Source organism: Clostridium sp. (assembly GCF_036646415.1).
Lineage (GTDB): Bacteria > Bacillota > Clostridia > Clostridiales > Clostridiaceae > Clostridium_J.
Genome location: NZ_JAVXMF010000011.1, coordinates 23,752 through 39,691, shown reverse-complemented (window position 1 = coordinate 39,691; position 15,940 = coordinate 23,752). Strand labels below are relative to the sequence as shown.

General features: G+C 31.3%; 11 protein-coding genes. 2 read left to right on the top strand and 9 right to left on the bottom strand.

Going from position 1 to position 15,940, the window contains the following annotated elements:
* Nucleotides 1-108 precede the first annotated feature (108 nt).
* The gene (locus RSD37_RS09225; RefSeq protein WP_346946438.1) at nt 109-1,182 is read right to left on the bottom strand and encodes an undecaprenyldiphospho-muramoylpentapeptide beta-N-acetylglucosaminyltransferase; all 1,074 of its coding nucleotides are present in this window, start codon (nt 1,180-1,182) and stop codon (nt 109-111) included.
* 283 nt (nt 1,183-1,465) lie between these two features.
* Here RSD37_RS09225 and RSD37_RS09220 point away from each other — a divergent pair, with 283 nt between their 5' ends.
* Together RSD37_RS09220 and RSD37_RS09215 are read left to right on the top strand one after the other, a co-directional pair.
* Nucleotides 1,466-1,666 (top strand): alpha/beta-type small acid-soluble spore protein, encoded by a 201-nt coding sequence (locus tag RSD37_RS09220; protein ID WP_346946437.1) that lies wholly within the window; start codon nt 1,466-1,468, stop codon nt 1,664-1,666.
* Between the two features lie 126 nt (nt 1,667-1,792).
* The gene (locus RSD37_RS09215) at nt 1,793-1,984 is read left to right on the top strand and encodes an alpha/beta-type small acid-soluble spore protein (RefSeq protein WP_150845035.1); all 192 of its coding nucleotides are present in this window, start codon (nt 1,793-1,795) and stop codon (nt 1,982-1,984) included.
* Between the two features lie 156 nt (nt 1,985-2,140).
* Here the strand turns inward: RSD37_RS09215 and recJ are convergent, their stop codons facing one another.
* The 8 genes from recJ to RSD37_RS09175 all read right to left on the bottom strand — a co-directional run bounded on the left by recJ (nt 2,141) and on the right by RSD37_RS09175 (nt 15,886).
* Nucleotides 2,141-3,910, bottom strand: coding sequence for a single-stranded-DNA-specific exonuclease RecJ (gene recJ / locus RSD37_RS09210; protein ID WP_346946436.1), 1,770 nt, complete (start codon nt 3,908-3,910; stop codon nt 2,141-2,143).
* A 72-nt stretch (nt 3,911-3,982) separates the two neighbouring features.
* Nucleotides 3,983-5,347 (bottom strand): pitrilysin family protein, encoded by a 1,365-nt coding sequence (locus RSD37_RS09205; protein ID WP_346946435.1) that lies wholly within the window; start codon nt 5,345-5,347, stop codon nt 3,983-3,985.
* 664 nt (nt 5,348-6,011) lie between these two features.
* Nucleotides 6,012-8,927 carry a DNA topoisomerase IV subunit A gene (locus tag RSD37_RS09200; protein WP_346946434.1) on the bottom strand — a complete coding sequence of 972 codons (2,916 nt, stop codon included), beginning with the start codon at nt 8,925-8,927 and terminating at the stop codon, nt 6,012-6,014.
* 11 nt (nt 8,928-8,938) lie between these two features.
* Nucleotides 8,939-10,894, bottom strand: a complete 1,956-nt coding sequence (locus RSD37_RS09195; RefSeq protein WP_346946433.1) for a DNA topoisomerase IV subunit B — start codon at nt 10,892-10,894, stop codon at nt 8,939-8,941.
* Between the two features lie 300 nt (nt 10,895-11,194).
* A complete protein-coding gene (mnmH, locus tag RSD37_RS09190) occupies nt 11,195-12,217 on the bottom strand; it encodes a tRNA 2-selenouridine(34) synthase MnmH (RefSeq protein ID WP_346946432.1) in 1,023 nt (340 codons plus the stop codon).
* Nucleotides 12,218-12,422: 205 nt separating this feature from the next.
* Nucleotides 12,423-13,358 carry an alpha/beta hydrolase gene (locus RSD37_RS09185; protein WP_346946431.1) on the bottom strand — a complete coding sequence of 312 codons (936 nt, stop codon included), beginning with the start codon at nt 13,356-13,358 and terminating at the stop codon, nt 12,423-12,425.
* A gap of 248 nt (nt 13,359-13,606) precedes the next feature.
* Nucleotides 13,607-14,875: an L-serine ammonia-lyase, iron-sulfur-dependent, subunit alpha gene (locus tag RSD37_RS09180; protein WP_346946430.1), complete on the bottom strand. Its 1,269-nt coding sequence runs from the start codon at nt 14,873-14,875 to the stop codon at nt 13,607-13,609.
* 141 nt (nt 14,876-15,016) lie between these two features.
* Nucleotides 15,017-15,886, bottom strand: a complete 870-nt coding sequence (locus RSD37_RS09175; RefSeq protein WP_346946429.1) for a radical SAM protein — start codon at nt 15,884-15,886, stop codon at nt 15,017-15,019.
* Nucleotides 15,887-15,940 lie beyond the last annotated feature (54 nt).

Genomic DNA, 15,940 nt, shown 5'->3' with positions numbered 1-15,940 from the left:
AATAATAGACAATTGATTGCCTTAGAAAATAAATGTAATTTAGAAAATGGAGATTTTCTTATATAAGATAATAGACTCAGTTTCAAAACTTGTTTGAAACTGAGTCTATTATTTTTTCCTATAGGTCTCTATTAACTTAATTATGTTTCCAAGACTATCCCGTTGTTTGCTTTTACTCATATTTTCTATATATGTTTCCTTGTTCTCATTTAAAACATCTATTTTTTCTAAAAGATTTAATGCATTTAAATCCTCTTCTTCAATTACCATACTGTACCCTGACTTTTTAAATGAGTTAGCATTTAAAATTTGATCTCCTCTACTAGCCTTAGCTGATAATGGTATTAAAATATTTGGCTTTTTAAGGGCTAATAACTCAAATATAGTATTAGAACCTGCTCTTGAAATTACTATGTCTGCTAGCTGCATTAAATCAGATAGTTCATCTTTAATATATTCAAATTGTGCATATCCCTCTACTTTATTAAAGTTTCTATCTAAGTTTCCCTTACCACATAAATGTATTACATTGAACTTATCTAGTAGATTCTTTAAAGATTCTCTTAAACATTCATTTATGATTCTAGAACCTAAACTTCCTCCAGTAACTAATATTACAGGTTTATTGTTATGAAAACCACAAAATTCCTTAGCTTTTACTTTACTTCCCTTAAATAATTCTAATCTAATTGGAGAACCTGTAAGTACAGCTTTCTTTTTATTAACATGATCCATTGCCTCTTCAAAAGTTACACAAATCTTTGTAGCGTAAGGCATAGATATTTTATTTGCAAGTCCTGGAGTAATATCTGATTCATGTATTATAATTGGAATTTTATTAAAATAAGCTCCTAAAACTACTGGAACTGATACAAATCCACCCTTTGAAAAAACTATATCTGGCTTTTCTTTTTTTATTATAGACTTAGCATCAAATATACCTTTTATAACCTTAAATGGGTCTGTAAAGTTTTTAACATCAAAATATCTTCTTAGTTTACCACTTGATATTATATGATATTTTATTTTTTCTTCTTCTATAAGCTTTTTCTCAATACCATTTTCAGTTCCTATATACTGAATTTCATACCCTAATTCTTTTAGTTTAGGCATGAGCGCAATATTGGGAGTAACATGTCCCGCTGTTCCTCCGCCTGTCATTATAATTTTTTTGTTACTCAATTTTAAAATCCTCCTAAATTAACATAGTAAAAATTTATTTTAAATTAAAAGATGTGTTTATCTCTACTACATAAATTTTATATTACACTACCTATGTTATGCTTCTTATTAAGTTATGCCACATATACTTGCAAATGTAAATACGAAACGCTAAATTTCAGTTAAAATTTATACATTAAAAGGAAATTAATCATAACACTTCCTATCTTACCACCGTTTCTCTTAAATAATCTTTATATATCCGGGTACAATACTATTATCAAAGCAAAGGAGGTGAAAATAAATGACAAACAATAAAAGCTCAAACAATCCAGTAGTACCTGAAGCTAAAGCAGGACTAAACAAATTTAAAATGGAAGCAGCTAATGAAGTTGGAGTTAACTTAAAAGAAGGTTACAATGGAGACCTAACTTCAAGAGAAGCTGGATCAGTCGGCGGACAAATGGTTAAGAAAATGGTTGAATCTTATGAAAGAAATCTATAATTGAACATTTGTAAGTAGCATGTGGTAAATTTATTATTTAAGAAGTTGACAAGATTATTTAAATAATAAGCGTTTTACAATAATATGTTTGTTGACTTCTACTAATTATTAGAGGAGGAATATATAATGACAAGCAAAAGTAGATTATTAGTACCAGAAGCAAAAGCAGGTTTAGACAGATTTAAAATGGAAGCAGCTCAAGAAGTTGGAGTTAACTTAAAAGAAGGTTACAATGGAGACCTAACTTCAAGAGAAGCTGGATCAATCGGCGGACAAATGGTTAAGAAAATGGTTGAATCTTACGAAAGAAATTTATAAGATAAATTATATCTAATAAATACATTTAGTAGTAAGTAACCCCTAAATAAAGAGAGGCACTAATTAGTGCCTCTCTTTTCTTTATATTTAATTCTTAAACTCTATTTTAGCAAATTGTTGAAATTGACATCAATATTATCCGAGGGAATACCATAATTATTTGGCTATTCTTATGTTTTTAATTTTAAGCTGAATACTTTTTTTACCCATAAATTCATTAATATCCGGTTGAAATAATACATCTAAAAACAACCCTTCTGGCTTCACTAAGTGATTTCTATAATCCTCACCATAAACTTCTATAAGTATTTCTTCCACTTCTTCTTTTTTATTAAAATATAATCCGTCAATACTTCTATCAGTACCTTCAACATTAAATCTAAATTTTACATGTTGTTCTTCGCTACCTAAAAATCTAATGCCATTGACCTTAACCTTAATGGCACCTAAAACCGGTCCTGGATTTCCCTTTCCAAAAGGTTCAAGGATTTCAAACTCATTTACAACTACTTCATCCACATAATTTAGCTTTATAGGTGAATCCACCTTTATTTTTGTTGCTAAATCATTGTCATTTAATGTGCAATTTTTATTAAGCATGTCCCTAAACTTTGAAATGTTATCTTCCTCTATAGATAATCCAGCTGCCATAGGATGACCACCAAACTTATAAAGAAGGTCCTTACATTTTAACATTTCTTCAAACATATTATACTCATCAATAGATCTTCCAGAACCCTTTGGCATTTCTTTCCCCTTAGTTAATACAAAAGCTGGCCTTCCATATTTTTCTTTAACTCTTCCTGCCACAATACCTGCAATACTCTCATGAATATTCTCTTTATAAACTACTATTACTTTATCATTTATTAAAGAACTATTCTCTATATCATAACAAACCGCTTCTACACTTTCTGTAGTTAAATCTTGTCTTTCCTTATTAAGATTAAAGACCTTTGTAGCAATTTCATTTGCTATTCTGTCATCTTTACATAATAATAATTCCAAAGACATCTGTGCTGTCTCAAGTCTTCCCGTAGCATTTATACAAGGTCCTATATTAAATCCTACATTATAACAACTAACATTATCTTTAATCCCTATAATATTCTTTAAAGCAATAATTCCTTTATTATTAGTATCAGATAATATTTTAAGTCCTTCCTTTGCAATGATTCTATTTTCATCAACTAAATCTACCACATCACAAATGGTTCCAATAGCAGCAAGTTCTAAAAGTTCCCTTGTATCATTTGTAGACTTATTCATAGCTCCATATAGAGCTAATGAAAACTTATATGCAATTCCAGCTCCACAAAGCAGTTTAAATGGATAATCACAATCCAATCTCTTAGGATTTACTAAAGCATCACTATTTGGCACTATGACCTTTCTCACTCCATTCACTTCTTCAAAGGGAAGTTCATGGTGATCCGTAATAATAACCTTTAATCCAAGTTCCTTGGCTCTTTCAACTTCTTTTATAGCAGATATTCCATTATCACAAGAAATTATAAGGTCATAGCCTTCCTCCGCAATAGTTTCTATTCTAGAAATACTCATTCCATATCCTTCATTTTCCCTATGCGGTATATGGTAATCCACATTACCACCACAACTTTTTATAGCCTTATAAAGGATTGCTGTACTTGTAACTCCATCCGCATCATAATCTCCATAAATAATAATTTTTTCATTATTTTTTATGGAATCACACATAATAGATACAGCCTTATCCATATCCTTCATTAAATATGGATCATAAAGATTTTTCAAAGAATTATTTAAAAAACCTTTAATTTTCTCTTCTGTATCTAATCCCCTATTAATTAACACTCTAAGAGTAATAGGAGTAAGCTTCGTAGCACTATATAATCTATTTAACACATCCATGGAACACTGTGTTTGTTTCCAAATTGTTTTCACTTAATCACCTTACCTTTAATATATCGTCATCTCATTATAACATCACTCTAGATAAAAGGTTATTAAACAATACTAATTACTAATTATCCCTAATGTCTCATTATTAAACACCTTATTTATCGTATAAATCATTTCTTCTTCATTACAGCTATTTAAATTATAGAATTCCTCTAGGAGTAACTCACACTTACCATACATTATCTCATAAACTGCTAGATGCATGGACAGTACTATAGATTTTTCTAAAGCTAACATTCTTTTGAGATTTTGGCTTCTTTCATACTTTCTAAAAAATTTTTCTATGAAAATCCCTTTTGATTGCTTAATTCTCTCTATATTTTCCTTAATTATTTCCTGAACCTGTAGAAGGTTATCCTTTGAGGTAGATAGAGTTATTGTATATAACTTTATACCCTTCTCATTCTTAACCTTTCCCTGAATATCGTAGACAAGACCTCTCTTTGTTCTAATCTCATCATAAAGAATAGAGCTAGTTCCATCTGCAAAATATTCATTGAACAGGTTCAGTAAAGTCACTTCCCTTTCAGAAAGCTCATGAATTGGAAAAATATATTGAAGCTTACATCCATTAATAGTGGTATTCTCTTCTATAAAAACTCCATCCTTAGGATTTTCATAAGAAGGAAATTTATCTTTTTCAGGTAATATATCACTATATTTGTTATCTTTATTGGAATTGTCACTATCATAAGTTAATTGTACTGATTTATTCAAATCCCCTAAATTATTTTTATCTCTCTCCTCATATGTTGCACCTGCTGTGCCTAAAACTTCAGATTCAACCTTTTTGTTAACACAAACAAGCTCCGAAGAACCATTTATTATCTTCAAAACCTCTTCAATTTCTAAAGAAGTTACCACAGATATTACACAATTATCTGCTGTATAAAAACTTTTATGAAACTCTTTTATATCTTCAAGAGTTATAGATTTTATAGTTTCTTCCTTCCCAATAATTAGCTCCTTAATTCTTCTTTTCTCAAAGCTATTATAAAAAAGAACATCCTCACAATGTTGAACTACATCATCACTCCACTCTTTTAGTTCCTCTAAAATTACGGAGATTTCTTCCTTAAACCCATCTTCTTTAAAAGCAGGATTAAAAACTATATCACAATATAAATTAAATCCATTGCTAAAATCCTCTTTTAAACAGCTCCCATAGTAAACTACATAAGGATAATTAGTCATAGCATTATGAAATCCTAAGTATTCATTACATAAATCATTAATTTCCTTCTCAGTCTTACTATTAGTCCCCTTAAACACCATATGTTCCACAGCATGAGCAATACCTAGTTTATTCTCATTATCAGTATTTGCACCAGCTTCAAAGCCAATAGTAAAAGAGGTAATATTACCCAGAACTTTCTCATATAAAATTTTTATCCCATTTGAAAGTCTTATCTTTTTCATACTTAAACTCCTCTTACTTCCCTTGACACTAATATGTTTTAAACTAATGTTGATTATGGCATAATATTATGATAAACCATATCCAAATATTCCTATGACAATTTCACTATACTAATACTTAAATTATATGTGTAAATTTTTAATAAAACCTGCACATATAATTTAAGAAGTAACCTCGTTAGATTACTTCTTAATTATAACTTATTTATTATTAATATTGATTATTTTTAATCTGTTATTATTTTTAGTTTTAAAAGATAGTTGGAATTGGCATCAATATTATTGGTATGAATACCATTTGCATAAGTGCTGTCTCAAAATGATTGACTTATGTTTTATCTGAATGTTGAAAGTGGACTTAAATATTATTGAGAACGAAGCCATTTGCATAAGTGAGAATCTAAATCTATGATTTAGGTCTTCGAACTTACTCATTCGAATGCATATGAGAAGGAGATACCTCATTTCTACTTTTACTCAGCGATGCGAAAGGTAAAAGCGTTTAGAACTACAAAGTGTTTGAGCGTATGCGAGTTTTTGTAGTTTAGCTTTTTCCTTGAGTAGATCGTTAGTAAATAAATGTTTCGAAACGGCTAAGTGGCAATAATATAAGTCCACTTTCAACACAGATTTATCGAAGATAATATGATGCCTTACCCAACCTCTATTTCAAAACTTCTACTTTTTCGATAGTATCATCCATAAATACTATGAGGTTCTTACCTCTACCAGCTCTATTTTGCACTGGTACTGATCCTATATCTACCTTTTTCTCTTCACCCTTACTAGTGGTTATTTTAAGATTTTCTTCAGATAATGATACACATAACTCATTATCTTTATTTGTACCGATTCCACCTTTAGTTCTAGCAAAGATTACTCTATCATCATCTTTTAAAGTTATTCCCATAACTCCAGTGGCATTTTTACCCATGGTACTTATAGAATCTAAAGAGAATTTTAGGCACATACCTTTTCTTGTAAGGATAACTCCCTCACCTTCTTGATTCTCTAGTTCTACCTTAACTAGTTTATCTCCATCGGTTTTAAACTTGTATCCAGTGCTATAAATATAATCTCCTAAGAATTCCTTAATTAAAGTTTTCTTTACTACTCCCTTTTCAGTGAAGAAATAAAAGTTTTCCTTTTTTGAAGTAGCATTATTATTTGTTGCAACTATGGTGACTATTGGATCTTCTGAATTATAACCTTCAAATAACTTACTTATGTCAAAGCCTTTTTTATCCATATTTTGTATCATAACTGCAGCAATTTTAAATAAATCTCCACCCGCAGTGAAGAAGAATAACTCACTGTTAGAGTTAGCAGTTGTAATAACCTCTTCTCCGCTTCGTCTATTGGAAACTCTAAGTGAACCCTTTTTATTTAAAGTTACATAAAACTCTTTGTAATTAAAGTTACTTACATATTCACAATCTGTAATGTAGTCACCCTCTGTAATATTTACAAGAGATTTTCCAAGAATACCTCTATCAACTGGGTCTAGTTTTGGCTCTTCAACCACAAAATTTAATCCCTTAAAGGTATTAATAGAAATAAACTCCTCTTCTCTATCCTTAGTTACTATTCTAACATTTGTTAATTCTTCATCATTTCTTAGCTTAATTCTTTGAACTCTAGAATTATTTGCATTAAAATTACTAAGTTCAGTTTTCTTAATAAGTCCTTTTGATGTAATAAACATTACATCTCTCGGAATAGAGAAATCACTTATAGTACAAACAGTTACAATTTTTTCTTTATCTAAATTAAGCCCTTTAATAAACTTCTGGACTCTTTCACCCTTTTCTCTCCACTTAAATTCTATTAAGTTACCAACTCTACATTGATACATATTTCCATGATTTGTGAAGACACATAAGGTATCCCTTGTATTACATTCAAAGAAGAACCTATTAAAGTCTCCCTCTCTATAATCAATATCCTCAGTATTTTGGCTAGTTCTTATAAATGATTTAACTAAAGTTCTCTTAATGTAGCCCTCATTAGACATGGTAACTACCACATCCTCCTCTACAATAAGCTCCTCTAAATCTATCTTAGCATCACTATCATCCTCTAAAATTGTAGTTCTTCTTGGATCATCGTGAATTTCTTTAACTTCTAACAATTCTTTTTTAATAACTTTTATAAGTTCTTTTTCACTTCCTAGTATTCTTTTAAGAACTTTAATTCTAGCTTCTAATTCCTTATGTTCCTTCTCAAAAGTCTTTATTTCAAGACCTGTAAGTCTATAAAGCATAAGTTCTAAGATTGCCTCTGCTTGTGGAGCTGTAAATCCAAACTGATTTACTAAGTTCTCCCCTGCATCCTTCTTAGATTTTGAAGCTCTAATAGTTTTAATTATTTCATCCATTATACCAATAGCTTTAATAAAACCTTCTACAATATGGAATCTTTTCTCTGCTATTTCAAGTTCTCTTGTAGTTCTTCTTGTAACTATATCCTTTTGATGTTCTATGTAATATTTAATTATAGTCTTAAGGCCCATGGTTCTTGGCTTTCCATCTGCAAGAGCCACCATATTAAAAGATATATTACACTGAAGCTCAGTTCTCTTAAATAAATACTTAAGAACTCTTTCTCCCGTTTCGTCGCTAGTATTTTTCTTAAATTCTACAACAGCACGAATTCCATTTCTATCAGATTCATCTCTAATATCTGCTATAGATTCTACTGCTTTACTATGCTTTTTATCTCCAGTTAAATCAGATATAGCTTGAAGTAATCTTGCTTTATTCTTTCTATAAGGGAACTCTGTAATAACTAGAGCAAGTCTTCCTGATTCTAAGGTTTCAAAATGAGTTTTTGCTCTTAAAACTACCTTACCTTCTCCAGTTTCATAAGCTGCTACTAAAGAATCTTTTCCCATGAGTATTCCACCAGTAGGAAGATCTGGTCCCTTTATGTGTTCCATAAGTTCCCTTGTAGTTATTTCTTCATTATCAGCATAGGCAAGGGCTCCATCAATAACCTCGCCTAAGTTGTGAGGTGGAATATTAGTTGCAAGACCGACGGCTATCCCAAAAGCTCCATTAACTAGAAGATTTGGATACCTTGCTGGTAATACTGTAGGTTCCTTCTCAGTATCAGAATAGTTATCCGTCATATCAACTATATTTTTATCTATATCTTTTAACATCTCCATAGCAATGTTCGAAAGTCTAGCTTCTGTATAACGCATTGCCGCCGCATTATCTCCATCAATAGATCCCCAGTTTCCATGTCCATCTATTAAAGGTTTTCTCGTACTAAAATCCTGAGCAAGTATTACCATGGCATCATAAACTGATGAATCACCATGGGGATGATACTTACCTAGGATATCTCCAACTATTCTTGCAGATTTATAATAAGGCTTATCTGGAAATGCTCTTAGCATATATGCACCATATAAAATTCTTCTATGAACTGGCTTCATTCCATCTCTTACATCTGGAAGTGCTCTATCCTTTGATACCTCTACCGCATAAGGAAGATAGTTATCTGGCATAGCCTCATCTATAGAAACATCTATAATATTATTATCTATTGGAATAGGTTCTTTTTTCTTTGCCATAATAATACCTCCTAAAACTCACCGTGATTGTACATATAATTTCTTCTTGGTTCAACTACATCTCCCATGAATAGAGATACCATTTTTTCTGCCTTTGCTGCATCGTCAATAGTAACCCTTTGAAGAGTTCTAGTTTCTGGGTTTAAAGTTGTATCCCAAAGTTGGTCTGCATTCATCTCTCCAAGTCCTTTATACCTTTGAATAAGAGCGCCCTTACCAATTTCTTTCTTAGCCTTATCTAATTCTTCATCATTGTAGACATACTTATGAACTTCACCGTTTTTAGTCATTTTATATACCTTATAAAGTGGTGGTAGTGCAATAAATAAGTTTCCATTTTGAATCATTTGTCTCATATATCTATAAACATAGGTCATCCATAAAGTTCTTATATGATAACCATCAACATCTGCATCACTAAGTATTATTATTTTTCCATACTTTAATTCTTCTAATTTAAAATTTTCAAGAACTCCCGTACCAATTCCAGTGTTAAAAATTCTAAGTTCCTCGCTAGCAAGAACATTCTCTAACTTTTGCTTTTCCGTATTCATAATTTTACCTTTAGAAGACATAATACTTTGAAATCTTCTATCTCTAGCTTGCTTTGCAGATCCCCCCGCAGAATCTCCCTCAACTACAATGAATTCTGTAAACTCTCTATCCTTCAAAGTACAAACAGCTACTTTTCCAGCTAGTGGTGAAGTTCCATTACCAATTTTCTTTCTTTCCGCATCATTTATCTTCTTTATCTTTTCTCTTCTTGCTGCGGCTGAAATAGCATTATTAATGATTATGCTTGCAAGTTCTTTATTATCTTCAATCCACTCTCCAAGCTTTGTATAGGCAAGTTCATTCATCACAGAATAGGCCTCAACATTTCCAAGCTTTGTCTTTGTCTGTCCTTCAAATACAGGGTTTGTGATTTTAACCTTAACGATGGCAGTCATACCTTCTCTAATGTCATCACCTTCAAAATCCTTATCCTTTTCTTTTAAAAGATTTAGCTTTTTACTACCCTCTTTAAATGCTCTAGTCATACCAGTCTTAAAGCCAGTTTCATGAGTACCTGCTTCCTTTGTTGGTATATTATTTACATAACTAGCTATATGTTCAGCAGTAGAATCAGTAAACTGTATACACACTTCTCCAGATACTAAAAGTCCATTAATTTCTCTTTCACCCAAGAAAATTATAGGTTCCTTATGAAGAACTGTTTTACTCTCATTTAAATAATCAATGAAATCTAAAAGTCCTCTTTCTGAATGATAGACCTTTTCCACTACTTCTTGTTTTCTTGTATCTCTAAGAACTAAGGTAATGCCTTTATTTTGAAAAGATAATTCCTTTAATCTTTCATCAATTATGTCAAATTTAAAATCTACAGTTCCAAAAACATCACTATCCGCTAAAAAAGTCACCTTAGTACCTGTATCCTTAGATTTACCTGTTATTTCAAGATTAGTCTCAGGGGTTCCTGGCATGTCCCTTTTAAGTTCCACATCATATCCGTAATGAAATCTTTGTTTGTATATATTTCCCTTTTGTTTTACTTCTACTTCAAGCCACTTAGATAGCGCATTTACAACTGCTGCTCCAACTCCATGAAGTCCTCCAGAGGTTTTATAATTATTATTATTAAACTTTCCTCCAGTGTGAAGCTCTGTATAAACCATTTCTACTCCAGATTTATTTTTAACTGGATGTATCCCTGTTGGTATTCCTCTTCCATTATCCTCTATAGTAACTGTTTTATCTTTATTTAAAGTAACTACTACCTTATCACCAAATCCATTGGCAACTTCATCGATAGAGTTATCCAATATTTCCCATATACAATGATGTAAACCTTTTGTTCCTGTAGAACCAATATACATTCCCGGTCTAACTCTTACTGGCTCTAATTTTTCAAGAGATGTAAGATCCGTAACTTCATAACTTCCTCTATTATTCGCTTTTTCTGTCATTATATCCCTCCTCAAACCTGAGTTACAATTGTTATTGTATAACTTTATACTAAAGTAGTAAAGATTTTTCTTTAAATCCATGAAAACTTATGTTCTCATAAGTTTTAAAAACCACTTAATTTGAGCAATATTTCTTAATAAAAAAAACTTACAATTACATGTTTAATTGGAACTATATACAAACTAATTTGTATAAGTTTATCAACATCAATCATAAGCCTTTATTTTCTGTTATTTAGCTCTTTTTAGTTATGTTTTAAAAGACCATAACCAACACTAGGTTAAAACATGGCCTACCTTCTAAAGTGTATCAATAAACTCTTTGAGTTCATTTACTGCACCATCTACACTATTTATCATTAATTTCTTAGCATAGTCGTATTTATCTGAGCTATGCATATATAGAGGGTCATAATATTTTACCATAAGTTCCTTAACTACTTCATTAAACTCATCTTTTTCAACCATGTCACAGTAAGCTTCTATATTCTTTTCACTAATGTGTTTTTGAAGTTTTCTTAAAGCTTCACATATTTCTTCTTTGAAACTACTGCTCTTAGTATATTCATCTATTATTATCTTACTTCTAAATTCTATAGGAGCATCTACAAAAATATGAATTCCCTTCTTCATATATTCATGAATATAATCTGGAATTAGGACTCTTCCTATTCTCTTACTCTCTGCTTCAATAAACACATATTTACCCTTAACTGCTTTTAATTCTTCATAAACATTAGATTCAAATTGCTTTTGAGTAGTTCCACTCCCAAGTCCAACTGAACCAAGTATAGACCCTCTATGATTTGCACATCCCTCTAGGTCTAATACATCATAGCCATCTGCCTTCAGCTTTTTAAGAATCTCAGTCTTTCCAACCCCGGTATTACCATGTAGTACTATATAACTAACCTTTTCATTGACTTTAGGTAATTCTTCATTAATAAAGGCTCTATATCCCTTATATCCACCTTGAATCCTTCTAACCCTCATGCCAAGAGCACATAGCAAATCTGTAATAGAAGCACTTCTCATTCCACCTCTAGCACAGAATAACACTACATTTTTATGTTGCTTTTCCAACTCATAAATTTTATCATATATAAATGGAAGCTTCTTTGATACAATCTCAACTCCCAATTTTTTAGCCTCTTCTGTACTTTTTCTAGTATATATGGTTCCAATAATAGCTCTTTCTTCATCATTAAAAAGAGGAATACTTACTGCACCATTAATAGTAGCCTCTTCAAATTCTCCACTACTTCTAACATCAACAAGTACACAATCTCCAGTTAAGTCTTTATATTCTACGGTCTTTGACATAATCAAGCCTCCAAATTCAAGTAAATATATACTCCTCTTCGGAGTCATTTCACTATATAAATAATATATTTTGCAATTATCTATAGAATTTTTAAATAACTACAACTCTATCTATTTTATATTGTAATGAGTCATATGTCAAACCGTAAGTGAGAATCTAAATCTATGATTTAGCTCTTCGAACTTACTCAATTTTCAGTGTCACTTAACTGGCGCTCCACTCTTTAAGACAAGCTTTAACATCATTTATTACTTCCTCTTTATTGATTTCATTTAATATCTCATGTCTTCCACCTTCATATAGTTTATGAGATAGATTCACAATACCTAATTCTTTAAATGTTTCCACTAAAGATAAAATACCCTTACCATATTCACCAACAGGGTCTTTATCTCCACTTAGAATATTTACTTTCAACTCTTTAGGTATTGCTCTAAGATTTTCTTTCTTATGAATAGCTTTCATACCTTTTAAGAAATCATAGAAAAAAGATATAGGGAATTCGCTACCACAATATGGATCTAAAATATACTTCTCAACTTCATCATCATCTCTCGTTAACCAATCAAACTTAGTCTTTTGATTTTCTACCAAATCATTATAACTACTAAATGCCATATCATCAATTAGTTTTCCACTGGATCTTCTACCTTTTAACCCCATAATTATCTTTGATAACATTATACCTATGTTGTTTTTTCCAGATGGTTTTCCACCAGTTCCTGAAAGAATAACACCCTTAACTGTATCACCATAAATCTCTATATATCTTTGAGTTATAAAAGATCCCATACTATGACCAAAAATAAATACATTCAATCCTGGATTTTCTTTCTTTATGAATCTATTTATTTCCTCTTGATCTTGAACCATTGTATGAAACCCATCTTTGTCACTTATATATCCTAAGGAACTTAAACTCTCTGCTGATTTTCCATGTCCCCTGTGATCATCAGCATACACAATGAAACCCTCTTTTATAAGCTCCCTTGCAAATTTATCATAGCGAAGAGCGTGCTCCGCCATTCCATGAATAACCTGTACTATACCTTTAGGTTGCACACCTTCACTAAGTTCCCATTTATGTAAATAAATCTCCTTACCATCTCTCATCTTTAATGTTTGCTCTACATACCCCATAATATATCTCCACCTATCACTTTTCTTTATTATAATCCCTACAAATAATTCCTTAAAATAAATTATATACAAATTCCCATTTTCTATCAATATATATAGATAAAAAAAACCCACTTTGAAGGTTATCAAAGTGGGTAACTTCTTCACTTATATAATTAAAAATTTAGATTTAAATTATAATTCTATTTAATTTGTAATTTGAATAATCACCTTAGAATTATATTCCATTTATGGGGACATGTCAACAGTTACTTACACATCATTAGATTAAGGATAACTCTATCTGCATCAGCCATTCCAACAACACCTAAATCAGCCATATTCTTTATAGTTCTTTCCACATCTTCATGAACAATTCCATCATGACTTGAAACCTCTATACCGTCTATGGCAAGGGCTGCACATAACACTGCTGTTCCTACTGCTGTAGAAATTTTAAGGGCACATCCTGGTTTTGCACCGTCACATACCATTCCTGATACATCTGCCACCATATTTTTTATAGTTTTATTTATAGCACATAAATCTCCACCTAGCATATAAACTATAGCACAACTAGATCCAATAGATGCTGCAACTCCACATCCACATAGTGCTGAAAGTCTTCCTATGAAGCTCTTTACATGGATAGTTACAAGATCACTAAGTGCTACGGCTCTAGCTAATGTGTCATCACTAAGCTCTAGCTTTTCTGCTACTGCAATTACAGGTAATGTAGCTGTTAATCCTTGATTTCCACTTCCCCCAGTACTCATAACTGGAAGAGTACAGCCATCCATTCTTGCATCAACCCCTGCTGCTGTAACTCCCATAGCATAAGTTTGTAATGAATCACTAAAGACCTTGTTATTCTTACTATTTAATATGGTTTTTCCAGTTTTAAGACCATAATCATCTATTCTTCCTGATTCTGAAACCCTACGATTCATCTCTACTCCTGACATTAAGAACTCTATATCTTCATAAGGTACAGTGGTTATAAACTCATATATTGATTTTATAGATAAACACTCATCCTCACTATTTGTAGCTACAGATTTAACTTCTTCTATTTCAAATAATATCTCTTCGTTTCTTGTTATAAGAACTATATTATTATGCTTATTCTTAATAATAACAGAAGAACTATCCTCACCCTTTTCTCCAACAACCTCAATATAAAGTTTTTCTGTTGCTTTTGTAAGTTCTACTGTAATTCTATTTTCCGCTAAATATTGTTTTGATTTTTCAATATGTTCCTTAGTTACATCCTTCAAAACCTCTAGCCCTTCATCTGAATTTCCACCAATAGCTCCAAGAGCTGCTGCAATGTTTAATCCAACCATTCCTGTTCCTGGTATTCCTACGCCCATACCATTTTTAAGAATGTTGCAACTAACAAATACTGTAATTTTTTCCGGAACTCCACCTAAAGCTTGACTACACTTTGCTGTTGCTAAAGCTAAAGCTATTGGCTCCGTACATCCTAGTGCTGGTATAACTTCTCTCTTAAGAATATTTATGTATGTATCATTCATTATTCAACATCTCCTCTTAATATCTTATGTAACCTTACTATGGATTTAAAATTATCATTATAACCACTACATTGTATCAAGTTATTTAATGGTTTACAAGGATGATAAATAGGATGAAAATATAGAACTTATACTATTTATTTATAAGCCTCTAAAATACTCAGGTTTAAAGGTTTCCTCCCCCTGTAAAAAGTTCTTAATATCTTCTAACAATTCTTGTTTTTCTTTTCCTAACACTGCAGCTAGTGGAGCATAGTTTGAAGCGTGATTACTTCTAAATATACAGTTTGTAAGTTCTAGCCTTCTAACAAATTCATAGATTTCCACCATAACTTCCTGTGGATTTAAAATTGTAAGCTTCCCTTCTTTTACTACATTGTAAATAGGTGCATCCTCCGGTGTCATTAAGGTTAATAATCCTAAATAATCAGGATCAATTGCATTTATAACCTTTGCGGAATTTTCAGCATGTTTTTCCCAATTTTCTTTTCCACCTAATCCATTTATTAAAGTACAAGATAACTTAATACCAGAAGTCTTGATTTTTCTTCCTGCTTCTATAAGTTCCTTAGATGTTGCTCCTTTATTAACCTGAATTAAAATATCATCATCGCCACTCTCTACTCCCAGATAAACCATGGATAATCCCTTATCCCTTAAGATTTCAAGATCCTCTGGTGTTTTTAAAAGAATAGACCTAGGACTTGCATAGACAGTAACTCTTTTGCACTCTGGAAACAGAACCTTAATCTCATCAAGAATTAAGCTAAGCTTATCAGTTGGCATAATTAAAGCATCTCCATCAGCTATAAATATCTTTTCTATGTATTTATAACTTTCCCTTGCCCATTTTAAATCCTGAATAACCTCATCTATTTTTCTCATTCTAAATTGTTTTGCTTTATACATATTACAAAAGCTACACTTGTTATGAGAACAGCCAATAGTTCCTTGAACAATTAAGCTTCTTCCCTCACTAGGCGGTCTATAAACTGCACCTTCATATCTCATATTTAACTTCCTCCCTATATTTATTATGTTTAAATTAGGCTATGTTTAAACTAA